Here is a 25,948-nt window from a genome sequence, read left to right on the forward strand (position 1 = left end):
TAATTAAAATGAGAACCTATAAAACAAAAAACAGTAGTAAACCGGAGCTTACTACTGTTTAAAAATTGTACTTTTATTTTTTATTAATCCTGTATCGTTTTTTCAGGACTAGACAATTCTTGCTCATTTGAAATGTATTTAAACACATCATTATTTTTACCTACAATTCAAATATAGAAAAAAAACTACAAAATAACGGCTTTGCCACTTTGTAGTTTTAATAATTCTTGAAACACATATAATTCTTAAAAACTTCATAGAGTTACGAGATTTTTATTGACTTTAGGTCTTTTAAGAAATATTTAAAATAGCAAAGTCATAAAATACGGAGTGTAATCAACAAATTTATTTTTAGTTTCTTATTTAAAATCATAGAATGAAATTCTAAATTAGATTTGGGATAAAAGCAATAGTTTGGTCAAGGAGCCGCGTTGCAAACGCTTTATTTAATTTTCATAAGTAAGTAGGTACTCGTTGCAAACGAGCACCAGAGGCTTACTTAATGGTGAGGTTTTTAGACTTAGCGGATTTGAATATACACGAATCAAATCTTCGCATATACACCCATTTTGATGCAGATGGGTGAATAATTGTTTTGCTTTGGACATTTTCAAAAATAATCAAAAAAAGATTACAAATCATCGAAAGAATTTTTATTTGCTGTATCCTTTTGTCGTTCAAAAGCTCAATGGCAAAAAGGTAGGAGGCTTTTATAAAGCTTACGTTATAAAAAAATAAAAGACGCCTCTCAGCATCTTTCATCATTTCTTGTTTCTATCTTTCCAACTATCATCGTTATTATAACCCCTCCTAAACCCATAAAACTTCCCTGTCACATAAAGACCTATAATCCACACCACAATTAGCCCTATAATTTCATACCATTTCATATTTTGAATTTTTAATTAAGTTCAAAATATGTATTTAAATTTTTATAAGATATGCAATTTGGAAAATTCAGTATGCATTTTGGGAGAATTTCTATAAATAAAAAAGATACTTCTCGGCATCTACATATTATAGTGGTTTATTTGGCCAAAATTCTTTGGGAGAGCAACCAAATATTTTGGCAATGTCATTTAAATGTTTGACATTATATTTTGCTTTTTTAGAAGGGGCTTCAATGTCGCCAATAAAACCAACACCTTTGCCAAGTCTAAGAGATAGATCCATTTGGGTTAACCCTTGTGACTCCCTAATCTCTCTAACGCGCTGTATTATATATTTATCTATTTCACTTATCATATTTACAAAGAGGCACATAATTATAATTTTTATCAATGGACTATAGTCCATATTCAATATGTTTTTACTATATTTGCTTTTGAATACATATATTTGCGACTCTTCATATAAAACATTTGAAGCATTCGCTTTGAATCTCGGCTCGAAACTTGGCAGTTTAAAACCACGAGATGATAAGTAAGATGCTCACGTCCCATGGCGTGGGCTCACTTATTCGTGGTAGGTATGCCAAGTACCAGAGACGTTTAAGCTGAGTTCCATGCCATTTTTATTCTAATAGGCACATTACTTTCCTTAGATTCTTAGCACTTCTTCATCCTTTTTCATAGTCTCGCAGTAGTTTAACTCACTAAAAAAACGTATGCCTATGATATAAAAAAGAAATACTATCTATATAATGCCTGTGCTGTTTCTTTATTTTGAGTTAGTGTTTCAGTACAGGCTCTTTTTTTATAATTGTGAATGCTTAATCGTGAGTTGTGAGAAGCAAAAGACAATAATAAAGAAGTCATTTTTATTTTAAATTTTGAATTAGGATAAGACAAAGGCTCCGATCCTGAAAATCGATCTTAATTTTTTATACCAGCCTTACGCCACATTACCTTATGAATACAATGGGGTTTATAACATATAAATTATTATAATGAAATATTACAAACAAATACAAATAGGAATCATTTTACTTTTTATAGCAACGATGTTCATTTGGCTTTATGGTTGAGATAGTTTCACCGAAACAGATCTTCTAAAGTCATATTGTGAGGATCAAAGAGGTCATTTTTTATTTTAAATTTTGAATTAGGGTAAAAGAATAAAGAGCATAGAAACAAGATTACAAATCCAATTAAAATTATGCCTATGATAAAATAATAATAGTGTGGTTGCTTTGCTTCATGCCTCGCAACTCCTCGTAATGACAAAAAAAAGGCCCTCCAACCGTCTGGACAACTGCATAGAGGACCTATAGCTAAACAAAACCTAATATTTCAATTTAACCAAACCAATATTATGAATAAATTTTCATTTTACAAGGGTTGGGCGGCTCTTTATTATCCTATTTTTTTTGGATTATACCTTTGCTGTCATCCCGTTATGGCTAGAACGCCATTGCCCAAATCCATTTCTCAGCAACAAAATATTACTGGAACTGTAAGAGACAGTCAGGGTATACTGCCGGGTGTTACAGTATCTGTAGCCGGAAAATCAACAGCCACAATTACTGATTATCAAGGTAAATATGGCATAACTGCCACTGCCACTGATATTCTTGTTTTTTCTTTTGTAGGGTATACCACCTTAAATATTCCTATAGCAGGACGTACTGTCGTTAGTGTACACCTACAAGAAGATGCAACGCAACTGCAGGAAGTACGAATTAATGCGGGTTATTATAGTGTCAAAGAAAGCGAGCGCACCGGAAGTATTGCTAAAATTACATCGAAGGACATTGAGAAGCAGCCTGTAACGAATATACTCGCAGCGATGCAGGGCAGAATGGCAGGGGTGAATATTACGCAACAGACTGGAACCGGCGGAGGTGGGTTTACTATCCAGATTCGCGGACAGAACAGCGTGAGAAGAGGGGGCAACTCGCCTTTGTACATTATTGACGGTGTGCCGTATTCAAGTGAGGAAATCGGGAACGGAATGTCGATGTCGGTCATGTCGATGAATACTGATCCGCTAAACAACATTAATCCAACCGATATTGAAAGCCTGGAAGTTCTTAAAGATGCGGATGCAACGGCCATTTATGGATTGCGTGGGGCGAACGGAGTGGTATTGATCACAACCAAAAAAGGAAAGAAAGGCAAGACCCGTTTTAGCGCATCGGTAGCACAAGGAGCCGGAAGCGTTCCACATTTTATGAAAATGATGAACACGGAACAATACCTTGCTATGCGAGCCGAAGCATTTGCGAACGACGGCATAACGACATATCCGGAAAGCGCCTATGACATTAATGGAACTTGGGATCAAAGCCGATCTACCAACTGGCAGAAAGAATTAATGGGAGGCACTTCAAAAATTACCAACATCAACGGCTCTATTTCCGGAGGTTCTGAGCAAACCCAATTTATGGTATCCGTAACTTATGGTAAGGAAACAACCGTGCTACCTGGTGATTTTGGTTACAACCGGGTTAATGTGAGGACAAGCATTAATCACGCATCGACTGACCAACGGTTTAAAATGAGTTTTACCGGGGGCTACGGCATACAAGATAACAACCAACCCTCGACCGATCTTACCACGGAGGCTTGGCGACTTGCCCCAAATGCTCCAGCGCTTTATGATGCAGAAGGTAATCTTAATTGGGAAAACAACACTTTTGAAAATCCGCTGCGCTACTTAAAAGGGTTGTCGAAATCTAATACCCATGACCTTGTTGCCAATACAACACTCTCTTATAATTTATTTGACAACATTGAAATAAAAAGCAGTTTTGGGTATACTAACCTAAACCATCACGAGAATAGTACTTATCCCTCGACGATGTATAACCCATCCTTAGGGATTGGCAGTGAAACTTCCCGTATTTTTTACACCGATACCAACAGGAACTCGTGGATTATCGAACCACAACTGAACTGGAAACCTACATTGAGGGCTGTGAAAACAGAGTTGCTGCTAGGAAGCGCTTTCCAACGTCAAAATAATAGATCTCTTTCGGTTCAAAGCAGTGGTTTTTCCAGTAACAGCATGATTTATAATCCTGCTGCGGCCACCAATACTTCGATATTAGGTTTTGATGAATCAGTGTACAAGTATCAATCGTTTTTTGGCCGTGCTAATTTTAACCTAAAAGAACGCTATATAATTAACCTAACCGGAAGGCGAGACGGTTCAAGCCGTTTTGGTTCCGGTAACCGTTTTGCATGGTTCGGAGCCGTGGGCGCAGCATGGCTTTTCTCCCGCGAGAAATTATTACAGGACAATAATGTGCTGAGTTTTGGAAAGCTTCGTGCCAGTTATGGGACAACAGGAAATGACCAGATTGGTAATTACCAATTCCTGAATACCTACACAGCATCAAATGCCAATTATGACGGAGTAATCGGTCTGCAACCATCGCGTTTGTATAATGCCAGTTTTGGGTGGGAAACTAACAAAAAACTTGAAGTAGCATTAGAGACCGGATTTTTGAAAGAGCGAATCTTTCTGACAGCGGCATGGTACCGCAACAGGTCATCTGACCAATTGGTTGGAATACCGTTGCCGGGAACTGCGGGTTTTACTGAAATACAGTCGAATCTTAATGCTTCAGTTGAGAATCGCGGGGTAGAACTAACCTTGCATACTGTAAATGTGAAAATGACTGATTTTAACTGGAGTACCACAATCAATTTTTCGGCTTCAAAAAATAAGCTGCGTTCGTTCCCTAACCTTGAAAGTTCTACCTACAGTAATTTGTATGTGATTGGACAGCCATTGAATATTGTAAAAGTTTATCATTATACCGGCATTGATCCTGCAACGGGTATTTACACTTTTGAGGATGTAAATGGAGACGGTATATTGACAGAGCCCGCAGACAAGCAGACCGTGAAAGACTTAAATCCGGCTTATTTTGGAGGAATTCAAAATATGTTGCGGTTTCAAAGATGGCAATTTGATTTCCTCTTCAATTTTGTAAAGCAACAGAATTATAATGTACCACGAACGCTGGGAGTTGCCGGTACGATGAGCAACCAAAGCGTCGCTATATTTAACCGTTGGCAAGCTCCGGGTGATATAGCCTCTTCACAAATATATACTTCGGGCGCAAACGGCACAGCTGAAAATGCCCTTTACCAATATGCAGCAAGTGACGCAGGGATTACAGATGCCTCGTTTATAAAACTAAAGAATGTTTCCATCAGTTATGAATTTCCTGAGAGGTGGCTTAAAAAAGTTAACTGCAAAGCAACTGTTGAAGCGCAAAACGTGTTCACTATTACTGGCTATAAAGGGGCTGATCCTGAATTTGCCGGTTATGGATTTTTACCACCATTGCGCATTATCACTGCGGGATTACAATTTAACTTTTAATCTTTAAAGAAAGAGATATGAATATCAATACCTTTTTTACACGGCATAGTACCGAAACTGCAAGGATTTACAGAATTCTTTCCGGCGTAACCCTTTTATTTATTATATTCTGGTTTACCAGTTGCGATGACTTTACAGCGATCGATACGCCAGTATCACAACTAAACACCGCTGCTGTTTTTGAGGAAAAGAACACCGCATATAGTGCGATGGCAAATGTTTTTGCGCAAATGCGCAACAATGGAATGCTAACCGGAAAAACTACTGGAATGCAGAAAGAAATGGGATTGTATGCCGATGAACTGACGTGGTATGGAAACAGTGCTCAGAGTTCGGCTAATTTCTTCACTAATACGCTCATTCCGACACATCCCACTTTAGCCACCTGGTGGAATAACAGCTATAGCCAGATCTATGCCGCCAATGCTGTAATTGAGGGTGTAGCAGGATCGACAACACTCTTGCAGGCTGATAAGGATCAATTGACAGGAGAGGCAAAATTTGCCAGAGCATTTGTTCATTTTTATGTTTTACAGCTTTGGGGTAATGTGCCGTACGTTATCGGAACAGATTATACGTATAACAGTACAATTAAACGTTTGCCTGCAGCAGAAGTATATGCAAAGATTATTGAAGATTTAGAATCTGCTATTATATTGCTACCAAAAGAATATACAAACCCGACACGAGTTCGACCGAATTCGTATGCAGCGCAAGCCTTATTGGCAAGAGTATATCTGTATGCCGGAATGTGGCCTGAGGCAGCCAACAGTGCTTCTACAGTACTAAATAAGACTGATACCTATATATGGGTCACTGAACTCAATACTGTATTTTTAAAAGGAAGTACAGCAACCATCTGGCAATATGCCCCAAGAACACCAACAAGAAATACCGATGAAGGAACCACTTTTATATTTAATGCGGGTCCGCCAAATTCCGTGGCATTGACTAACTCCCTGGTGAATACATTTGAGGCAGGTGATCAACGCAAGGCTAAATGGATTCGATCAATAAGTAAAGGCAGTAACAAATGGTATCATGCTTATAAGTACAAGAAAACAGGCAGTAATACTCCCCAACTTGAATTTTCAATAGTGTTGCGTCTTGCGGAAATGTATCTTATTCGTGCGGAAGCCCGAGCAAGACAAGGTGAACTTACCAATGCTAAAGATGACCTTAATGTAATCAGGAATACTGCTGGTCTTGGAAATACGACCGCTGTTACCCAAAATGAAATACTGGATGCCATACTGCATGAGCGACAAGTGGAATTGTTTAGTGAGTTTGGCCACCGCTTCTTTGACTTGAGACGTTTTGATGCATTAGATCAGACACTATCGGATGTTAAAGGGGATTGGAACAACACAGATAACTTATTACCATTACCACAGACTGAGTTGAACCTGAACCCAAACCTTGGGCCTCAAAATTCTGGTTATTGATGAAGGCTTCATTTTATAGTATTGGACGTACCTTTTTAGATAGAGGTTGTCCTTCGTGTTTTTTGTTCCTTTTTTTTGCATTACTTTCCAGCACCTTAATGGGGCAGGGGTTACAAAAGAAAGCTGTAACAAGAGAAGATTATCCTCTGTGGCATTATATGGATGCCGAAGCGATTTCTGATGATGGAAATTGGATTAGCTACCGTAACTATTATGATGCCACTGATTCGTTATTTGTTAAACACCGAAAGTCTGCCAAACTTTATAGTTTTGCAAAGGGAAAAGACGGGGCTTTTATAGCAAATCATTTTGTTTGCCAAACCCCTGATAGCATCGTTCATATTGTTTCACTGAAGAATGGAGTTGAAAGGAAATTGAGAAACGTTAAAGCCTTTATGGTTTCTAAGGCTTTTATCGTTGCAACGGAATACGGTGAAATTGGGGATTTGTTATCCGTTTATACTTTAGATGGTGCTTTGCTGCGCACTGATACAGATGCTTCATCTTTTTCACTTAGCCCTGATACTAAATTTATTGTAGTGGCGGTGAAAAGAGAAAATTCCTGTCAAGTACTGCTAGTAAGTATGGAAGATATTAAAAAGCAAAAAATCATAGCGGAAAGTGAAAAAAGAGGACCTTTCCTAAATCCTAGCTGGTCAGAAGACAGCAAAGCAATTGTTTTTATGAATTACAATGAAAAGGAATCAAATCTTTTTTATTACAATTTAGGAGAAAAAAAACTCCTAACTTTTTGTACCAATGCTATTGAATTCCCCAAAACCATGAATTTAATACCGTCAAGGAAATTAACAATATCGAAGAACAACAAGCGTGTTTTCTTTAAAATAAAGCAACGCAAGGAACTTGACATTGTGCGTAAAGAAAATGACGTACAGATATGGAATGCAGCGGACAAAAATATTTATCCCAGTCATATTGTTACAGAGGGGTATTCTAAGAACCCGAAGTAGGTCATGTGGGAACCCGATACTGGTCGTTTCTTGCAGTTTACGGATTCAATACAGCCTTATGGCGCATCTGCTGGGGACGAAAGCTTTGCTTTGACATTTAATCCAAAAGACTATGAACCACAGAGCAAGTCGGTACCTGACAAGGATGTGTATATTAAAAATCTTACCACTGGGCAAAGTACTTTAATGCTTCGCAGGCATGTTGGTGGCGAGTTCAATCTTCTCGTTTCGCGGAATGGAAAATACGTCAGTTATTTTAAGGAAGGGCAGTGGTATGTTTATGATGTTGCACAGGGAACTCATACATTAATCAGCAGTAATTTACCTTATACCTTAAGCGTTCAAAGTCTTACTGAGAAAGAGGAGAATGGCTACGGTAATCCCGGATGGACTGCCGAAGGCGAATGTTTGTTGTATGATCAATTCGATATATGGAAAGTTCAATCAGACGGATCCAATCCCGTACGTTTAACACAGGGTCGTGAGCAGGGCATCGTTTTTAGGATTGTAGCACAAAGCAAAGCGCAAACACCAACTATAGCCGACAAGATATTTACTAATGGAGAATTTGACCTTGATAACTCCCTACTATTGAGTGCGAGAGCTGTTGATTATTCCTTTGATGGGTTTTACTTATTGAAGCCAGGAAAGGGAATGACAAAAATATGCTATGTTAATAAAAGTGTGACCGGAATAATGAAATCTGAAAGAGGCGATTATGCATGGGTGGAAGAAGATGTAGACCAGCCCCGACGAATCATGGTTGGGAAAGTTGGCGGTAAATTTACCGCTGTAGTTGAGAGCAATATGCATCATGAAAAATTTAATTGGACAAAATTACAGATGATAACTTATAAAAATTTAAAGGGTGAATCACTACAAGGACTTTTGTTTTATCCATCAGGTTACGATAAAAATAAGCGCTATCCAATGATTGTACACCTTTATGAAAAGCAATCTTACCAGCGGCATTCCTATGTTAATCCTACAATGATTAACGAAGATGGTTTCAACATCAGCAATCTGACTGCTAAAGGTTATTTCGTTTTGCTTCCGGATATTACCTATGAAGTTGGCAATGTTGGATTTTCAGCATTAGATTGTGTAGAAGCCGCAGTAAAAGAGGTAAAAAATTTATCTCTAATTGACGATGCAAAAATCGGTTTAATTGGACACTCTTTTGGAGGCTCTGAAACAGATTTCATTATCACCCAAAGCAATTTGTTTGCCTGTGCAGTAGCAGGATCCGCTACCACGAATTATTTAAGCTCTTATTTATCCGTTTCCCAAATTTTGAAGATTCCCAACTTTTTCAAGATGGAATATGGACAGGCTAGGATGAAGGTGTCTCCGTACGAGAATATGGAATATTATCTGAAAAATTCGCCAGTGATATATGCTGCGAATGTTAACACTCCGCTGTTATCCTGGACAGGATTGAAAGATCCGCAGGTAGAACCGAGGCAAAGCTTTGAATTTTATATGGCGTTGCGACGATTGGGTAAAACTCATATCATGCTTGCTTACCCTAATGAGGGACATGGGATGGAAAAGAAAGAAAATGCAATAGACCTAACAACAAAAATTGAGCAATGGTTCGATTATTACCTTAAGGGTATGAAGGCTCCGATATGGGAATAGTAACAATGCAGTCCGAAGGGACTGCATTGTTTTTTTAACTACTTATGGTTTGTAACCGGTAAGTACACACTCGCCATTATCGTCCATAATCTTTAATTGCGCTCCGGTACTTACTTGCCCCACTCGACAAACAATACCGTTATTTACGTCACTGCAATTATTTTTTTGTTCGCAGTCCGTACCCTGTGCATTGTGAGGAATAAATCCCGGTACGAGAGCTGAACTTCTTTTTGCTGATGCATCCGTATTGAATGCACTGGTTGCTGCCGCAACAATTACCAGCATTGGTACAATTAATTTTTTCATGATATAAAAATTTGTGGTTATGGCTTACTCTGTTTACAGGTTTTCAGCCTTTTCCCTGATACCGGCCGGGTATATTTTTAGTTATGTTTATTTTGATTTTTTATTCGGTACATCATAAGTATCAGTTATCTTTTTGCTAATTCTATTTACAGAAAGGTACTTTCCGGAAAGCGCATATAATTTATTGCCTTTTACCCGAAAGCTTGTCATTTCCTGGTTGTCGATATTATAAATATATATACTACCAACGTAGCTTCCATTTGCAAGGTTGTAAACATCTACAATCGATGCTTCTTTTAAAATCCTGTTGTCCTCATATCTGCCAATACGCTGAGATTTGATGAATAGTAAATTACTATATACCGCTGCCGTTTTATTGATAATCAAAGGTGGTTTTGACATTTGCCTTTCACCGTTTGCCATTTGAGAAACCTGAATTTGTGCGACCTGTACTGTGTCAATAGTTTTTCCCTGGGCAGTCAATTTCATTGTCGGACTGATGGATAAGTACTGATTTCTATAATAAAAGATATAGTTTAATTTGCCAAATTGGTTGTTGTAATACAGCATACCGTCAGTATCAAAAATACCATCCACTTGTTTTTTCAATACGTTTGTATTTTCCGCAATTATTCTTTTTTCATTCAAGCCGTACGTCACCAACCTGTTGTTCTTTTTAATATAACTAGTAAGTCTTAATGCTACAGTTATAGAATCCATTGGCTCGGCTACTGTAAAATAGGGTATTTTTCCTGATTGGCTTGTCGCTTTCCAGTCCTTCATTTTTCCTTTAAATATTGAACGGACTGTTCCATCTGTCACGAAAAAGTATGGAGAAACTATCTTTAACTTTATATCCCTAAAAGGAAGTTTGGGTTGATCAAGCTGCACTTTTATGCGATTTTTAGATTTTAATGCGGTATCAATTTTTGTAATATACAGCGGTGTACTATAATTCCCCAAGTAGATTGTGTCCTTATCAAAACCTGCAAAATAATACGAATTTATTTCGAGATCATATTTGTTATATGCAGGCTCAGCGTGGGACGGAAAGCGGCGAATAAAATTATTTCGTTTGTGGATAATATCTTCAGAAATTAAAAATAGCACTACTACTGAGGTTATACTTAAAACAGCCACAACAGTTACTGTTATTGAAAATTGTAGGATTTTCATTTTTGTAAGCCAATATCTTTGGTCCGGATAGGTGAGTATAAGCCCTAAAAGAGCTAATAAAATAAATACTATATTGAATATGAGGTGCTCATTCCAACCAAGATCCTGTAAAATTCCACCACAGGAACACGGGATATTCGAACTAAAATTTAAGATGATGAAAATATAAGCTGTAAAGGCAATCATTAGACAGAAAGAAGCAAATAACCCAGTAATCCTCCATCGTGTAAAAATTAACATTAGAACTATTATCAGCTCTAAAACGGGCACACCAATAGCAACATAACCTGCAAATGCGCTCAGTAATGGAGATTGACCAAGTTTAATACTAAAATCATGGTAATCCAGAATTTTACTAATTGCAGCATAGGTAAAAAGGAATGCGTAGCTATAGCTTACAAAAATTACAATGCCATTTTTTATGTTCTCAACGTATTTCATATCAGTTTTCTTTTATTTGGTCTTGTAAAATTCTCTTATTTAAATTTGTATTGTTATGCAAATCAGAACTTTCGTTATCCAAAACAGATGTGAAGCTGTTTAAAAATTAAACAGCTTCATCCGGACCGCGATCTACTTCACTTGGTGTATATTTAAATCTTTTTTTGAAAGCTTTATAAAAGTTGAGGTAGGTATTAAAACCATTTATTATCGCAATTTCCTTGAGAGGAATCTTTGTTTGACGGATCATCAAATGTGCTCTTTTTAATCTTTCTTCATGATAAAAATTATAAATACTGGTTTTGAAAAATTCTCGGAATCCACTTTTCAATTTGTATTCATTCGTGTCAAATAGCACAGCTAATTCTTTAAGGGTTGGGAGTGGTTCTTCCAAGTGATTTAAAATGTAATCATAAAGATTTTGCATCATGACGGCTTCGGAGTACTTTTCTGGTGCTATTTTTATTAAATGCGTTGCGTCTGACAGCAATTCTTGCAAGATGGTAGTAATTGAGTTTACTATTATTTTGTCACTATAGCGCAGCCGTGAAATGGTGCAAAAAGTAGGCAGTAATTTATTATTACCCGTGATAAAAATTAGCTGAACGGTGCTATGGTAATTATCATCAAGTGAAGCTTCCATCTTTTTTTGATTCCAAATACTGAAGGACTGTGGCGCAATAAATTTGCCAAAGTCTACCTTAAATAATTCTTCGGATTTATAATAAAGTGTCTCTGGAACATGCGCGTTAAAACCGCTGATTATACATTTATTGTCTAAGATAAATGTTGTTTGTATCAAGTTTTGATAATTGTAATGTGGGGTAACATAACCTGATCTTAGTATTATATCATGCATTTCTCCAGCAAGCTTATTGAGCATTTCAGACAGTTTATCGACTTCGTCGTTTTGATTCGTTTTGAAAATTCTAAACGAGAGATTACCGGTCGCCATTTCAAAAAGCATTTGGTAAATCGCCTTTATGCGCTGTGGTGTTTTTTGATTTTCCATTAGGTTATATAGTGAGGAGTTGAATGCGGAATATCAAGACGAATGCTTGGAAAGACAGACAAAACTATATAATGTAATTTTTATTTGCTAAAAGTGTAGTGTTCAATTCGGGAATTGAATAGGTGTTTTTGAGAAGGTAATTGTGTTTTAATTTTCGTTTTACCCAGACCCTAAAGGGAGCCGAAAATTTAGGGCTTGTGTTTTGATTTTCGTTTTGCCTCGACCCTAAAGGGAGCCGAAAATTTAGGGCTTTCCTTTTATAAAACTACTCGAATTAATGCATATTGTGTATCTCGGTACCGTCTCTTCGAGTGTTTTGACTTGAATGGAAGCGTTTTAAAGTAGTAATTTGTTAAGTCAAAATGTATCGAGAAGTATTGTGAGTAAAATGGTTCTCGATACAATTTTATAAAAACGCTATCGCTAATTTATAAAATCACTCGAACTGACGTGATAGTTATCTCAAGGAGGTTTTGTTTTTACAACGGTTCTCGATAGAATTTTTAAAGCTATTTGTGTCGTTTATTTAAGAACATTATCTTAGCTTTAAAAACCACTCGAACTGACGAATGTGAGGACGATACTCGTGAAGTGTTGGAATTATAAAATACTATCGCTGATTTATAAAAATATTCGAACTGGCTATTTGATAAAAGCTCGGGGCAGGCTATTGATGTTTGGCGTTATCGTCACTTTTAGTGTTTTTGTTTTAAAAACGGTTCTTGATACGATTTTGTGAAAATATAGTTGATGTTTCTTCTTAGCGTCTCTTCGAGTGTTTTGACTTGAATGGAAGCGTTTTAAAGTAGTAATTTGTTAAGTCAAAATGTATCGAGAAGTATTGTGAGCAAAATGGTTCTCGATACAATTTTATAAAAACGCTATCGCTACTTTATAAAATCACTCGAACTGACGTGATACTTATAAAAACGCTATCGCTAATTTATAAAATCACTCGAACTGACGTGATAGTTATCTCAAGGAGGTTTTGTTTTTACAACGGTTCTCGATACAATTTTTAAAGCTATTTGTGTCGTTTATTTAAGAACATTATCTTAGCTTTAAAAACCACTCGAACTGACGGGGATTGCAGGCTATTGATGGATTACGACAAAAAAACCATGAGAGGAGCTTCTTGTGTTTCAAAGTTGTCGATAGATTGTTAATTATTGCTGTTATTTATAAAGGAATAGTATATTCGCTGAATAACAACTCTTATTATCAAATGGGCTTTGTCTCCATACTGTTAGTTAGAGCCGCGAAGCGTGTCCAGAAGTTTCATTTTTTGTATTATTTCTGATTCTACACATTGATTAAGCAGCAGATATTAGTAGAAAATAAATACGATACGATGCCATTTTAAGGAAATACCAAGTGCAAATTATTTATATTTGCTTCGAAATGATACTGTTTAGTTAATATAAGGAAAAGAATCTTGGCTCTCGTCTCTCGTCTCTCGACTGCGCTCGAGATGACACGCTCGAGATGACATGCTTGAGATGACACGCTCGAGATGACACGCTCTAAATTAGAGAAGCTTGAGAAGACAAAATTAATGTTAGGATTTTAGCATAAACCCATGAACCAACCCGAACATACCAATACCACGTGGCTGTTTGAAATAACACCTAAAAATAAATTCTTTTCACTGAACCTTAAGGAAGTTTGGCAATACCGTGATTTGCTGCTGCTTTTTGTAAAAAGAGATGTAGTGACGGTTTATAAACAAACTGTTTTAGGACCACTATGGTATCTGATACAGCCTTTGTTTACTTCCGTAACTTTTACCATTATTTTTAATAATGTAGCGGGGATTGATACGGGGACAGTACCTCCGTTTTTGTTTAATTTAGCTGGGATTACGGTGTGGAATTACTTTACGGCGTGTCTTACGGGAACCTCAAATACCTTTGGTGCCAATGCAGGAATTTTTGGTAAAGTCTATTTTCCCAGACTGATTGTGCCTATCTCCATCGTGATTTCTAATTTGATTAAATTTGGAATTCAATTTCTGATATTTATAGTGTTTTATGTTTTTTATTATCTAAAAGGCGCTACTGTTGGACTGAATGGTTCCGTGGTATTCTTTCCTGTTTTAATTGTACTGATGGGTATTTTAGGATTGGGATTGGGGATGTTTATCTCTTCCTTGGTAACCAAATACCGGGATTTTAGTAATTTGATTGGTTTTGGTGTACAATTGCTGATGTATTTGTCAGCTGTGATGTATCCAATGGTTTTGATTAAAGAAAAATTGCCTACTTACGGTTGGTTAGTGCAATATAATCCATTGGCATATGTTATAGAAACGACACGTTATATGTTGCTGAATGTAGGACAAATTTCCATTTGGGGACTGGGTTACACGTTTGTGGTAACTGTAGTGGTGTTTTTTGTAGGGGTATTGATATTTAATAAGACGGAGAAGAGTTTTATAGATACTGTATAGTGTACAGTGTTCAGCTTTTAAATGGTGCTAATTCAGCTTCTTTTTTGCTAAAAAATATAAAAAGTTATAGGTGTGTCTATAGAAAATTATATATTTGATAAAAGTTATAAACGTATCTATAATAAAAATGACAATTAAGTTACCTAAAAATATAAATAATCGAACCCATTACTTGGATAGAGTGCGTCCTTTTATAGGGGAAAATATTCTAAAGGTATTTACAGGGCAACGAAGAGTAGGTAAAAGTTATTTGCTTTTTCAATTGATCGCTTTTTTACAAGAAGAAAATCCTGATAATGCTATTTTATACATCAATAAAGAAGATTTAGCCTTTTCATTTATACAAACTGCGGAAGAGTTGCATGCCTATGTTTTGGCAAATAAGTCAACCACTTCCAAAACCCATGTTTTTATTGATGAAATTCAGGATATTCTTAATTTTGAAGCCGCCCTACGGTCGTTAGTATTGTATGAAGATTTAGATGTGTATTGTACGGGTAGTAATGCCAACCTCTTATCAGGGGATATTGCAGGTCATTTGAGTGGTCGGTATATTGAAATAGCGGTGTATAGTCTTTCTTATACCGAGTTTTTAGATTTTCACAAGCTTTCCGATAGTGCAAATACGTTAGATAAATACCTCAAGTTTGGTGGGCTTCCCTATTTAAAACATCTACCACTGGAAGATGCCATCGTGTTTGAATATTTAAAAAACATCTATAATACCATTGTATATCGGGATATAATCAATCGGTATTCCATTCGTAATATACCTTTTTTAGAACAATTAGTGTTGTTTTTGGCGGGGCATACGGGAAGTTTGTTTTCTGCTAAAAAAATAAGTGATTTTCTGAAATCCCAGCGTGTAAACATAGCGCCGAATCAAGTTCAAGTCTACATCCATCATTTGGTGAATGCTTTTTTAGTACATAAAGTAACACGTTATGATTTGGTAGGTAAACGCATTTTTGAAATAGGTGAAAAATATTACTTTGAAAATCTAGGTATTCGCAACGGTATTTGGGGTTATCGGTTAGAAGATAGGGGTAAGATACTGGAAAATGTAGTGTACAATCACTTATTGTATAAAGGCTATGCCGTACAGGTAGGTATTTTAGGCGAAGCCGAAATTGATTTTATAGCAGAAAAATCAGGCGAGAAACAGTATCTACAAGTAGCGTTATCTTTGAATGAGCCTCAAACCATAGTAAGAGAGTTTGGGAATTTGAAAAAAATAAATGACAACTATCCCAAAACAGTAATTACTTTGGATTCTTTTCATGGGAACACCTATGAAGGAATAGTGGCGATGGATTTACGAACCTTCCTGTTATTCTGGGAGTAGTATAGTAGTGAATGGTGAAAAGTGAGTGGTGAGAAGTGAGAATTGAGTGGTGAAAAGGGAACGGTAAATAGTAAAAAGTTGAGGTATGGATCATAAAGATTTGGATGTTTGGAAGAAGGGTATGGATTTGGTAGTTAAAGTCTATCAGATTACACAGTCGTTTCCAGATACCGAGAAGTATGGTTTAACGAGTCAAATGAGAAGAGCAGCTATTTCTATTCCATCAAACATTGCCGAAGGAGCTGCACGGAAAGGAGATAAAGAATTAGTACAGTTTCTGTATATTTCCATAGGGTCACTCTCAGAGTTGGAAACTCAATATTTAATTGCGATACGATTAGAATTTGTTATAAAAGAGGATGCTTTTGAACAGCAACTTACTGAAGTTAAAAAGCTTTTGATTGGATTTAAGAATTATATAAAAAATAAATATGGTGAATAGTTAGAAGTGAATGGTAGTTTAAACTCATCACTCACTTCTCACCAGTCACTTCTCACTCAGATGAAAGACATTATATTAAAAGCCGAAAACATATCCAAGCAATACCGCTTGGGGCAGGTAGGCACTGGTACGCTAAGTCATGACCTGAACCGTTGGTGGCATCAGGTGCGGGGCAAGGAAAATCCTTATTTAAAAATTGGCGATACCAATGACCGCAGTACAAAAGGCACCAGCGATTATGTTTGGGCTTTGCAAGATATTAATTTTGAAGTGGAACGGGGTGAAATTTTAGGCATTATTGGTAAAAATGGAGCGGGAAAGTCCACGTTGTTAAAGATATTATCCCGTGTTACTGCACCTACCACAGGAAGTATTAAGTTTGGGGGACGTGTGGCTTCTTTACTGGAAGTGGGTACGGGTTTTAATGGAGAAATGACTGGTCGTGAAAACATATTTCTAAATGGCGCTATTTTAGGCATGACCAAGAAAGAAATAGCCTCGAAGATTGACGAAATTATTGATTTCTCCGGTTGTGAACGTTACATTGATACCCCAGTAAAGCGTTACAGCAGTGGGATGTATGTGCGGTTGGCTTTTGCCGTAGCCGCATTTCTCGAACCCGATATTTTGATAATAGATGAGGTTTTGGCGGTGGGCGATGCCGAGTTCCAGAAGAAAGCGATTGGGAAAATGCAGGATATTTCGAGAACGGGTGGTAGGACTGTCTTATTTGTGAGTCATAATATGGCGGCTATTAAGCAGTTGTGCACCAAAACGATAATGATGGAAAACGGAATGATCGTTTTTGAAGGAAAAAGCAATGATGGAATTGATTATTATTTGCAATCCAATCAATATGATGGTTATAAAGGGAGTTATATTAATGAAGCTGTTGAAGAATCGGGGATTGTTAGTCTAGCTCTTATGGATGATAATAACAACATTAGAACTGAGTTTGGATATGATGACCCCATTGAAATTAAAGGGACAGTGAAAATTGAAGATAAATACTTGAATTCATATTTAGGATTTAAGCTGATTGATAAAGATGAAAAGGTTATTTTTATTTCAGAAATTCAAATCAAAAAAATTATTGAAAAGGAGGGTGAGTACAATTTTAATATTAAGTTGCCTATAAAGGTTTTGCTTCCAAATGTTTTTAAAATAACTTTTGCTCTTCATATTCCAAATATAGCTCTAATCGATTGTCTAAATGATTGTTTGTCATTTGAAATTATTGAAACCGGGTCTGATTTGCATAAATATTCAGGAACTGATTATGGTTGTGTATCTGTTAATTGTGATTGGGAAATAATAAATTAAGTTTTATGAAAATAATTAAAAAAATATTTTCTTTTAAGAAGTCAAAAGATATAATCTTGAATAAGATTGTAGATCGAGAATATTTTTTTGAGAATTATAAAATCATGCTAGATGAAAATCATGTTCTTGATGAGTATCAAAATTCGTTTCCGCTTTACGATCGATTTTTACCAATTTTATGTTCAGATTTTGAAGGACTTATAATTGATGTAGGAGCTAATATTGGAGATACAGCAATAGCTATTTTTTCAAAAAATTTTAAATCATTCATTGTTGGCGTGGAAGCTGACGAAGACTTCTATGAAAAATGTATAAAAAATGTATTCTGTAATAGATTGACGGATAGGTTCTTAGGTGTTAATAAATTTCTTTCTACAAAAAGTGGTAAATATAGTTTAGAAAAGAGCGATACTTTGTCTACTGGTTCTATTGCAGTTGACTCTAATTTATCGGGCGAGATGAATACAATTTCATTCTCTGAATTAATGAATTTCATTCCTATTACTAAAAGAAATAAATTTGATATTTTAAAAATTGATACTGATGGTTATGATTGGGATATTATCAATTCCTTCACGGATTATGCTAAAAAAAATATGATAATTCCGCGATTTGTTTTTTTTGAAATGCAAACGTATCTTAACAATCAAGGTTTTAATGATCGAAATAGAAACGAAATAACTCAAAATTATAAATCAGCTTTAGAAGAATTAAACATGGTTGGATATGATAATTTTTGTTTAATTGATAATTTTGGCACGCCTATTAAGATTACAAAATCTATAGGCGAAATCTTTGAACTTAATGATTATATAAAAAGATCCCAAGTTTATAATTTACATTCAACAATTTATTATATGGATATTTTAGCTTTTTCTGACAATGAAATAGAATTTGTAAATAAAAAAATATCAAACTTATATAAATGAAGATATTATTAGACCCTCAAATATTTTTCTTGCAAAAATATGGTGGAATATCAAGATACTACACAGAATTGTTTTCAATTCTTTCAAAGAAAAATAATTTTAAATTAATAGTTCCACTTTATAGTACAACTAATATTTATTACAAGCAAAGTATTTTAGTCACTTTTAAACAAAAAACATATTCTTTCTATATTAGGACATTGTCAAAATTAAGAATTCGTCATAAAGAAAATACAATTGTTAGAAATGAGATTTATTTAAAGAATTTAATTTGTAAAAAAGAATACGATTTATTTATTCCAACTTATTATAATCCATATTTTTTAGAGTATATTGATTCAAAGCCATTTGTGTTAACTATCTATGATATGATTCATGAGTTGTTTCCTGAATATTTTATTAACGATAGGTTGAACGTCGTTATGAATAAAAAGTATTTGATGGAAAAAGCTACAAGAATAATTGCTGTTTCAAATAATACCAAAAACGACATTATAAAAATATATCCACATATTGATAGCTCTAAAATTGATGTTGTTTATCATGGTTGCTCTATTAAATTTAGTAATAAAATAATTGATTCATTACCATTAAATTATATATTATTTGTTGGAAAAAGAGAAAATTATAAAAACTTTATTTTTTTAGTAAATTCAATTGCTGACCTTTTAATACATAATTCTAATTTATATTTAATTTGTGCTGGGGGAGGTGAGTTTAATACTAAAGAGAACCAACTTGTTTGTAAATTTGGACTGGAAAATCAAATAATACAAAAGAATTTTGAAGAAGATGAATTGTCGATTTATTATAAAAATGCTAAATGTTTCGTATTTCCATCTTTATATGAAGGATTCGGAATTCCTGTTTTGGAATCAATGACTTGTGGTTGTCCAGTTGTATTGGCAAATCATAGTTCATTTCCTGAAGTAGCTGGAGATGCTGGTGTTTACTATGAGTTGAATAATTCCAAAGATTTGAAAGATAAAATTGAGATGGTAGTTAAGGACGAATCCTTGCGCAATGATTATTTAGTAAAAGGATTAGAACAAGTTAAAAAATTTTGTTGGGGAAAGGCTGCTAAAGAATGTTTAATTGTTTATGAGAAGGCTTGTTATAAGAATTAGGATTATAATAGATGAAAATCATGAAACTTACCATAATAACCATTAATTACAATAATCTCGAGGGATTGAAGAGAACCGTTGAGAGTGTTGTTAATCAAAGTTGGCAGGAGTTCGAGTATATCATTATCGATGGAGGTTCCACAGATGGCAGTGCCGCTTATATCGAAAACCAAAACGATAAAATAGATTATTGGGTAAGTGAACCGGATTCGGGGATTTATAATGCCATGAACAAAGGCATTTTAAAAGCTACTGGAGAATATTTGTTGTTTTTAAATTCAGGGGATTTATTATTCTCTAATACAGTTTTAGAAGAAAATGAAGCTGAATTCCACACTGAAGATTTAATTTGTTTTGATATTTTGATGCGCGGCACCGGAACTGAATTTATAAAAAGTAGCCGGTCTTCATCAATTTTGCCTTATTTATATCTGGATACATTTCCACATCAGTCAATTTTAATCAGAAAAAAAATATTTTATGTAATAGGCTTTTACGACGAGAAGTTGAAAATAGTTGCTGATTGGAAATTCGTACTTCAGGCTATTGTTTTTTATAACGCCTCTTATAAAAATATTGGTCGACTTTTATCTATTTATTATTTAGACGGAATTAGTTCCATTCAATCTAATCATTTATTAATGATTAATGAAAGGCATGCCGTGTTGAATACTGATTTTCCTTACTTGAAAGAGTTTTTTGTAGAAAATCTCAAAAAAGAAAAAATAATTAAAGATTTAAGAAATTCCAACAAAATAAAAGTATTAATTAAATTAGGGTTGTTAAATAGGTTTTAAATCGAATGGAAATAAAAAGTAATGTTACGGTAATTATTCCCTGTTATAATGATGGGAAATATATTGTGGAAGCAGTAAATTCCATTCTAAATCAAACGTTGAAGCCTGAAAAAATAATCATTATTGATGATGGTTCTAATCTAGAAACAAAAATGATTTTAAAAACGATTAGTCACGAAATGATTTCAATCGTTTTTCAAGAAAATCAAGGTGTATGCAAAGCTAGAAATGTAGGGATTGATAGGGCAACAACGGATTACATATTAACATTAGATGCTGATGATTATTTCGAACCTACTTTTATAGAAAAAGCGGTGCTAGTGTTGAATACTAATGAAAGTATAGGTGTTGTAGGCTGCCTTTATAAAGTGATTAAAGGAAATATCACCCAAAAAGAAAGTGTCAAACCTCTAGGAGGAACCGTTAAAAATTTCTTGGTAAAAAATAATGGCATGGCCTGTTCCTTGTTTCGTAAAAATTGCTGGCAAGAAGTTTCTGGTTATGATGAAAAAATGTGCAAGGGTTATGAAGATTGGGAGTTTTGGATTGCTGTTTTACGTAATAAATGGGAGATGCATATTATACAAGAAGACTTGTTTAATTATAGAATGAAACCAATTTCAAGAGATACAAAGGCATTAAAAGATTTTGATTTTGAGTTGCGACAGTATATTTTCTTAAAGCACAAACCTGTTTTTTTAGAACATTATGAGTTTTATGCCTTGGAGTTGCTTAGAATAAATTGCAATTTTAGAAGAAAAAATAATACTTTAGAAAATTCTTTAAATTATGAAATTGGAGAAATTTTGTTATTTCCGTTGCGTTTGGTAAAGCGATTATTACAATGACTAAAGACTTAATAAAGCAGTTAATGATCACTTTTTAATTGAAAGAATGAAAAAACCAGTTGTCTCTATAATTGTCCCCTGTTATAATCATGCACAGTACTTGAGCGAATCACTTCAATCAGTTTTGGAACAAACCTATGTCAATTGGGAATGTATTATTGTTAATGATGGAAGTCCAGATAATACCAAAGAAATTGCAGCTTTATGGGTGTCAAAAGATAAAAGATTTAGATATCTTGAGAAAGAAAACGGAGGCTTATCTAGTGCTAGAAATGCTGGCATTGCTAATAGTATTGGAGAGTATATCTTACCATTAGATGCTGATGATTGTATTGATAATGAGTTTTTGACTAAACTTGTACCTGAATTACAGCTAGATAATTCGCTGGCAATTGTTTCGTGTTATAGTAAGTTTTTTGAAAATAATTTAGAAACTATAACTTATGAGTTGAAACCAAAAGGGACAACTTATCATTATTTACTTTTTGTAAATCAATTAATAGCTACCTCTTTATATAGAAAAAAGTGCTGGGAGGTAGTGGAAGGCTATGATGAGACCATGAAAAATGGGTTTGAAGATTGGGATTTATGGTTAAGCATTACCAAAAGAGGGTGGAATTATAAAATTGTAACAGAATTTTTATTTTATTATCGAAAATCCAAGCAATCGATGCTGGTAGATACCATCAACAATCATGCTGAATCCGTTAAGGAATATTTGTTTAAAAAGCATAAAGAATTATACATCGCCGATTTTGATAGCTGTATGACAGTGCTTTTTTATTGGCTAAAAACACATCGTTCGAGTGAAGTAAAAATTAAAAATTCAATTGAATATAAAATAGCTAAAATAATTTGTAAACCCTTTAGGTTCTTACAAAGGATAATTTCAAAATAAGTAAATTTAATTTCAATGATTTCAGTTGTAATTAGAAATAAAAATGAATCCGAAGCACTCTCTTTCTTGTTAAAAAATTTGACAGAAAGATATAGTGACGACATTGAGGAGATACTAGTTATAGATAATCTATCAATTGATAACAGTAAGGAAGTTACCGAAAAATATGGAGGGCGATTTGTAACGATTACAAATTTTAGTTTTGGTGGCAGTGCCAATGTATGCGCTAGAGAAGCCAAAGGGCCTATAGTAGTTATTTTTAGTGCGCATTCCTATCCGGTTAGCCATGATTTTTTTAAATTAATACAAAAAAAGTTTGATGGTAATACTAATTTAGCAGGTTTGCGATGCCTTCATAGTCCTAATGATTATAAAAATTTCATTAATAAAATACCCGCAACAATCGATCCTAACAAATCAGGATTAATTTTTTCAGGTTCCGCCTTTAATAAAAAAGTATGGGAAAAGTATGCTTTTAGAGAGGAAGTGGCTACTTTTGAAGACAAAGAATGGACTACAAGAGTTTTGAAAGCAGGATATGATATTGATTTTGTACCCTCCATATTCAGTTATGATGTGAAGAGAAGTCGAAAACAACTTTTTTTTAGATTCAAAAATGATGTGGTAGGAAATTATCAGCTTTGGCATGAGGACATAAATTTAGTCACCGTCATCAAGGGTTTGGTGTTTGGTTTTTTTTATTTGGTAAAAAACACCTTAATTGATTTTTGGTATTTAGTTCTACGGTTTTTGTATCAAGTTCAATTTTTATTTATTAAGCCAAGAAAATTTTAAATGTATTATTGAAAATAGATAAAACTAATAATTGCGAATTGCTGTTAATTTGAGATTGATATGGTTGAACAAAAATAAATAGAATAGGGATTGCGAAAAATGTTTGTCAATATTTTGGAAAAATTTCGATATGTTTATTAGGTAAAAGAATTTAATTTGATAGTAATGATGAAAAAAGTGGTTAATGAAAAAAGATATTGAAAAAATTATAAAAGATTGGTTTATAGATTTGAACCCTAAAATTTTGCCGGTTTCTGTTTATGTTATAAGAAGGTCATTATTAGCTGCCGTTGCTGAGTTGAAACCAAAATTGAATGGGAAAGTGCTTGATTTAGCATGTGGGATTATGCCTTATAAAGAATATTTGATGTCTGATAGAATTGAAGATTATATTGGTATTGATTTAGAACCTAGTGAGTATCATCACGATGTAAAGCCTGATTTTTATTGGAACGGGGTAGATATTCCATTGGAGGATTCATCCATTGATTTTGTTTTGGCTACTGAATTTTTAGAGCATTATTTTGATACCGCCAGTATTTTAAAAGAAATTAAAAGGATTTTAAAGCCTGGAGGGGTTTTCTTTTATACAGTACCGGGAATTTGGCCACTACATGAAGCTTCGTATGATTATCATAGATTTACTCCTTTTGCATTAGAGGAACATTTTAAACAAGCTGAATATGCTTCATCAATCATTAAACCCTTAGGTGGATTTCATTATCATTTTGCCTTATCACTAACCTTATGGATTGAATTTAGATTTTCTAAAAAGTATAGAAATATTGTGAAGCCATTTTTAAAAGCATTTATAAATTCTTTGATTAAGAAAGACAATAAATCATTACCTTTTAAAAACGGACAAATGTATTCTGGATTATATGGATTTGCTACTAAATAATTTATTTTGTTCTCTTTTTTTAATTAAAATAATAAGACTATGTATGAGCGTTAAATTAAGTATAATAATTCCGTGTTATAATTCTGAATCAACTTTAGAAACAACCTTAGAGTCAGTCTTTAATCAATATTTTCAAAATTGGGAAGCCATAATTGTTAATGATGGTTCTACTGATACTACTGAACAAATTGCATTAAGATGGGTTCAAAAAGACAAACGATTTATATATTATGCTAAACAAAATGAAGGTTTAACTAAAACTAGAAATTTAGGGATATCCAAATCAAAAGGAACTTATATTTTACCATTAGATTCAGATAATCAATTAATGCATGATTTTACCCAAGATGCAATTACTGTTTTTGATAAAAATCCAGAAATAGGAGTGGTTTATGGTGATGCAGAATTTTTTGGTTTGAAAAAAGGACTTTGGAAAATAGAAGCATATAATTTTGAGAAAATGTTGGTAGATAATTATATTGATGCTTGTGCAGTTTATAAAAAAACTTTATGGGAAAGAGTAGGAGGTTATGATGAGAATTTACCTCATGAAGGTCTTGAAGATTGGGAGCTATGGTTGGCTTTTGGATCACTAAATGTTAATTTTTATCATCTGCAAAAAATTACTTTTAAATATTTTGTTGCTGAAAATTCTATGATTAGGTCATTTAATGCAGAAATGGCGATGGATACAAGAGATTATATGATGAAAAAATATAGTAAGCAATACCGTTATCATTTCTGTAAATCTGTTTCAGAATACCGAGGACTAACTGAAAAAATTAAAGGTAAAAAGTTTGCTATTGATATTTTTTGTAAAACCTTTTTTGGGTTTTCTGTTTTTGGGAAAGTAAAATTACTAAGTTAATGTTTAATAATGATTTCTATTACTGTTAGTGTTTTTATACTTACTTACAATCAAGAACAATTCATAGCACAAACTATTGAAAGTATATTGATGCAAAAAACAAATTTCTCTTTTCAATTAGTAATAGGTGAAGATTGTAGCACTGATGCTACCAGAGTTATTTGTGAAAAATATGCCATTGATTACGGTGATAAAATAAAGTTATTACCCAGTCAAGGCAAGAATATTGGACTTATAGCGAATTATATACGAACCATCAAAGCATGCGATGGAAATTACATTGCTATTTGTGATGGAGATGATTATTGGATTGATGAACATAAATTGCAGAAACAAGTAGATTTTTTAGAGAGTAATCCTGAATATTCAATTGTTCATACAGCTGTAAAAATGGAGTATCCAAATGGCGATTGTGAATTTTTTTATAACGATAACTGTTTAAAACTTAATGATTTTAATTCTCTAATCCATTTTAATTTTATTGTTTCTGTAACCGTTCTGTTTAGAAATATTCAATCTATTGAGCCATTACCTTTATGGGTAATTAAATATCCTTATGGAGATTGGTCTACCTATCTATGGACAATAAGAAAGGGAGGAAAGATACACTACATTCCAGATGTAACAGCCGTTTACAGAAAAAACATTGGTGTGTCTTCAGGGCTAATTGGGTCGTATTTACTCGATTTAGGGATTTTAGAAGACATGTGTAATGATATTAATTTTAATAAATACAAACCGTATTTATCCAGTTGCCTTTTTGAAAAGCAATGTGATTATTTATTTAAATTAAATAATAGAAAGGAATATAAAGAATCTTTTTTTTTATTTGTTCATTTAATCAGAACAAAAAGCAGAAAATTTTATGTAGCCAAACGCTACCTTCATTCATTAATAAATAACATTTTGAGTTTTTTCAAAAAAAATATTATTAAAAAGGATATGTCAAAGACATAA

The 25,948-nt window shown here is 34.0% G+C and carries 22 protein-coding genes; 17 read left to right on the top strand and 5 right to left on the bottom strand.

Features of this window, described 5'->3' with window-relative positions; translation table 11 throughout:
* Window positions 1–1,017: 1,017 nt before the first annotated feature.
* A complete protein-coding gene (locus ACM55I_RS12620) occupies window positions 1,018–1,296 on the bottom strand; it encodes a helix-turn-helix domain-containing protein (protein WP_416847163.1) in 279 nt (92 codons plus the stop codon).
* Between the two features lie 335 nt (window positions 1,297–1,631).
* A complete protein-coding gene (locus ACM55I_RS12625; RefSeq protein WP_416847165.1) occupies window positions 1,632–1,757 on the bottom strand; it encodes a hypothetical protein in 126 nt (41 codons plus the stop codon).
* Window positions 1,758–2,337: 580 nt separating this feature from the next.
* On the opposite strand from ACM55I_RS12625, the gene ACM55I_RS12630 reads away from it, so the two are divergent.
* The 4 genes from ACM55I_RS12630 to ACM55I_RS12645 all read left to right on the top strand — a co-directional run bounded on the left by ACM55I_RS12630 (window position 2,338) and on the right by ACM55I_RS12645 (window position 9,334).
* Entirely contained in the window at window positions 2,338–5,277 is a 2,940-nt protein-coding gene (locus ACM55I_RS12630; protein ID WP_416847166.1) for a SusC/RagA family TonB-linked outer membrane protein, read from the top strand.
* A gap of 209 nt (window positions 5,278–5,486) precedes the next feature.
* Window positions 5,487–6,722, top strand: a complete 1,236-nt coding sequence (locus ACM55I_RS12635) for a RagB/SusD family nutrient uptake outer membrane protein (protein WP_416847168.1) — start codon at window positions 5,487–5,489, stop codon at window positions 6,720–6,722.
* The gene (locus tag ACM55I_RS12640; RefSeq protein ID WP_416847169.1) at window positions 6,722–7,693 is read left to right on the top strand and encodes a TolB family protein; all 972 of its coding nucleotides are present in this window, start codon (window positions 6,722–6,724) and stop codon (window positions 7,691–7,693) included. The genes ACM55I_RS12635 and ACM55I_RS12640 overlap by 1 nt, the downstream gene beginning before the upstream one ends.
* Window positions 7,694–7,696: 3 nt before the next feature.
* A complete protein-coding gene (locus ACM55I_RS12645; protein ID WP_416847170.1) occupies window positions 7,697–9,334 on the top strand; it encodes a S9 family peptidase in 1,638 nt (545 codons plus the stop codon).
* A gap of 42 nt (window positions 9,335–9,376) precedes the next feature.
* Here the strand turns inward: ACM55I_RS12645 and ACM55I_RS12650 are convergent, their stop codons facing one another.
* The 3 genes from ACM55I_RS12650 to ACM55I_RS12660 form a co-directional block, all read right to left on the bottom strand.
* Window positions 9,377–9,640, bottom strand: coding sequence for a DUF6520 family protein (locus ACM55I_RS12650; RefSeq protein ID WP_416836365.1), 264 nt, complete (start codon window positions 9,638–9,640; stop codon window positions 9,377–9,379).
* 87 nt (window positions 9,641–9,727) lie between these two features.
* A complete protein-coding gene (locus ACM55I_RS12655; protein WP_416847171.1) occupies window positions 9,728–11,257 on the bottom strand; it encodes a MauE/DoxX family redox-associated membrane protein in 1,530 nt (509 codons plus the stop codon).
* Window positions 11,258–11,363: 106 nt separating this feature from the next.
* Complete coding sequence (locus ACM55I_RS12660; protein WP_416847172.1) at window positions 11,364–12,269, bottom strand: helix-turn-helix transcriptional regulator; 906 nt, start codon at window positions 12,267–12,269, stop codon at window positions 11,364–11,366.
* A 1,579-nt stretch (window positions 12,270–13,848) separates the two neighbouring features.
* Between ACM55I_RS12660 and ACM55I_RS12665 the strand changes: the two genes are divergently transcribed.
* The 13 genes from ACM55I_RS12665 (at window position 13,849) to ACM55I_RS12725 (ending at window position 25,948) form a co-directional block, all read left to right on the top strand.
* Entirely contained in the window at window positions 13,849–14,718 is an 870-nt protein-coding gene (locus tag ACM55I_RS12665; protein ID WP_416847173.1) for an ABC transporter permease, read from the top strand.
* 127 nt (window positions 14,719–14,845) lie between these two features.
* A complete protein-coding gene (locus tag ACM55I_RS12670) occupies window positions 14,846–16,063 on the top strand; it encodes an ATP-binding protein (protein WP_416847174.1) in 1,218 nt (405 codons plus the stop codon).
* 85 nt (window positions 16,064–16,148) lie between these two features.
* A complete protein-coding gene (locus ACM55I_RS12675) occupies window positions 16,149–16,505 on the top strand; it encodes a four helix bundle protein (protein WP_379856529.1) in 357 nt (118 codons plus the stop codon).
* Window positions 16,506–16,565: 60 nt separating this feature from the next.
* A complete protein-coding gene (locus ACM55I_RS12680) occupies window positions 16,566–17,828 on the top strand; it encodes an ABC transporter ATP-binding protein (protein WP_416847175.1) in 1,263 nt (420 codons plus the stop codon).
* A gap of 5 nt (window positions 17,829–17,833) precedes the next feature.
* Window positions 17,834–18,757 carry an FkbM family methyltransferase gene (locus ACM55I_RS12685; protein WP_416847176.1) on the top strand — a complete coding sequence of 308 codons (924 nt, stop codon included), beginning with the start codon at window positions 17,834–17,836 and terminating at the stop codon, window positions 18,755–18,757.
* Window positions 18,754–19,884: a glycosyltransferase family 4 protein gene (locus ACM55I_RS12690; RefSeq protein ID WP_416847177.1), complete on the top strand. Its 1,131-nt coding sequence runs from the start codon at window positions 18,754–18,756 to the stop codon at window positions 19,882–19,884. The genes ACM55I_RS12685 and ACM55I_RS12690 overlap by 4 nt, the downstream gene beginning before the upstream one ends.
* 20 nt (window positions 19,885–19,904) lie before the next feature.
* Window positions 19,905–20,681: a glycosyltransferase family 2 protein gene (locus tag ACM55I_RS12695; RefSeq protein WP_416847178.1), complete on the top strand. Its 777-nt coding sequence runs from the start codon at window positions 19,905–19,907 to the stop codon at window positions 20,679–20,681.
* 5 nt (window positions 20,682–20,686) lie between these two features.
* Window positions 20,687–21,529 (top strand): glycosyltransferase family 2 protein, encoded by an 843-nt coding sequence (locus ACM55I_RS12700; RefSeq protein ID WP_416847179.1) that lies wholly within the window; start codon window positions 20,687–20,689, stop codon window positions 21,527–21,529.
* Window positions 21,530–21,575: 46 nt separating this feature from the next.
* The gene (locus ACM55I_RS12705; RefSeq protein WP_416847180.1) at window positions 21,576–22,427 is read left to right on the top strand and encodes a glycosyltransferase family 2 protein; all 852 of its coding nucleotides are present in this window, start codon (window positions 21,576–21,578) and stop codon (window positions 22,425–22,427) included.
* A gap of 15 nt (window positions 22,428–22,442) precedes the next feature.
* A complete protein-coding gene (locus ACM55I_RS12710) occupies window positions 22,443–23,222 on the top strand; it encodes a glycosyltransferase family 2 protein (RefSeq protein WP_416847181.1) in 780 nt (259 codons plus the stop codon).
* A 184-nt stretch (window positions 23,223–23,406) separates the two neighbouring features.
* Window positions 23,407–24,123: a class I SAM-dependent methyltransferase gene (locus ACM55I_RS12715; RefSeq protein WP_416847182.1), complete on the top strand. Its 717-nt coding sequence runs from the start codon at window positions 23,407–23,409 to the stop codon at window positions 24,121–24,123.
* A gap of 43 nt (window positions 24,124–24,166) precedes the next feature.
* On the top strand, window positions 24,167–24,991 hold the full coding sequence (locus tag ACM55I_RS12720) for a glycosyltransferase (RefSeq protein WP_416847183.1): 825 nt from the start codon (window positions 24,167–24,169) through the stop codon (window positions 24,989–24,991).
* 9 nt (window positions 24,992–25,000) lie between these two features.
* Window positions 25,001–25,948 (top strand): glycosyltransferase, encoded by a 948-nt coding sequence (locus ACM55I_RS12725; RefSeq protein ID WP_416847184.1) that lies wholly within the window; start codon window positions 25,001–25,003, stop codon window positions 25,946–25,948.

Origin of the sequence: Flavobacterium algoris (assembly GCF_048158525.1) — a bacterium.
Lineage (GTDB): Bacteria > Bacteroidota > Bacteroidia > Flavobacteriales > Flavobacteriaceae > Flavobacterium > Flavobacterium algoris.

Coding starts and splice junctions, on each gene's coding strand:
- ACM55I_RS12705 (WP_416847180.1), top strand. CDS start 21,576: ATGAAAAAACCAGTTGTCTCTATAATTGTCCCCTGTTATAATCATGCA.
- ACM55I_RS12690 (WP_416847177.1), top strand. CDS start 18,754: ATGAAGATATTATTAGACCCTCAAATATTTTTCTTGCAAAAATATGGT.
- ACM55I_RS12665 (WP_416847173.1), top strand. CDS start 13,849: ATGAACCAACCCGAACATACCAATACCACGTGGCTGTTTGAAATAACA.
- ACM55I_RS12670 (WP_416847174.1), top strand. CDS start 14,846: ATGACAATTAAGTTACCTAAAAATATAAATAATCGAACCCATTACTTG.
- ACM55I_RS12700 (WP_416847179.1), top strand. CDS start 20,687: ATGGAAATAAAAAGTAATGTTACGGTAATTATTCCCTGTTATAATGAT.
- ACM55I_RS12725 (WP_416847184.1), top strand. CDS start 25,001: ATGATTTCTATTACTGTTAGTGTTTTTATACTTACTTACAATCAAGAA.
- ACM55I_RS12640 (WP_416847169.1), top strand. CDS start 6,722: ATGAAGGCTTCATTTTATAGTATTGGACGTACCTTTTTAGATAGAGGT.
- ACM55I_RS12645 (WP_416847170.1), top strand. CDS start 7,697: ATGTGGGAACCCGATACTGGTCGTTTCTTGCAGTTTACGGATTCAATA.
- ACM55I_RS12695 (WP_416847178.1), top strand. CDS start 19,905: ATGAAACTTACCATAATAACCATTAATTACAATAATCTCGAGGGATTG.
- ACM55I_RS12630 (WP_416847166.1), top strand. CDS start 2,338: ATGGCTAGAACGCCATTGCCCAAATCCATTTCTCAGCAACAAAATATT.
- ACM55I_RS12625 (WP_416847165.1), bottom strand. CDS start 1,757: ATGACTTCTTTATTATTGTCTTTTGCTTCTCACAACTCACGATTAAGC.
- ACM55I_RS12660 (WP_416847172.1), bottom strand. CDS start 12,269: ATGGAAAATCAAAAAACACCACAGCGCATAAAGGCGATTTACCAAATG.
- ACM55I_RS12685 (WP_416847176.1), top strand. CDS start 17,834: ATGAAAATAATTAAAAAAATATTTTCTTTTAAGAAGTCAAAAGATATA.
- ACM55I_RS12715 (WP_416847182.1), top strand. CDS start 23,407: ATGAAAAAAGATATTGAAAAAATTATAAAAGATTGGTTTATAGATTTG.
- ACM55I_RS12650 (WP_416836365.1), bottom strand. CDS start 9,640: ATGAAAAAATTAATTGTACCAATGCTGGTAATTGTTGCGGCAGCAACC.
- ACM55I_RS12680 (WP_416847175.1), top strand. CDS start 16,566: ATGAAAGACATTATATTAAAAGCCGAAAACATATCCAAGCAATACCGC.
- ACM55I_RS12710 (WP_416847181.1), top strand. CDS start 22,443: ATGATTTCAGTTGTAATTAGAAATAAAAATGAATCCGAAGCACTCTCT.
- ACM55I_RS12620 (WP_416847163.1), bottom strand. CDS start 1,296: ATGGACTATAGTCCATTGATAAAAATTATAATTATGTGCCTCTTTGTA.
- ACM55I_RS12675 (WP_379856529.1), top strand. CDS start 16,149: ATGGATCATAAAGATTTGGATGTTTGGAAGAAGGGTATGGATTTGGTA.
- ACM55I_RS12720 (WP_416847183.1), top strand. CDS start 24,167: ATGAGCGTTAAATTAAGTATAATAATTCCGTGTTATAATTCTGAATCA.
- ACM55I_RS12655 (WP_416847171.1), bottom strand. CDS start 11,257: ATGAAATACGTTGAGAACATAAAAAATGGCATTGTAATTTTTGTAAGC.
- ACM55I_RS12635 (WP_416847168.1), top strand. CDS start 5,487: ATGGCAAATGTTTTTGCGCAAATGCGCAACAATGGAATGCTAACCGGA.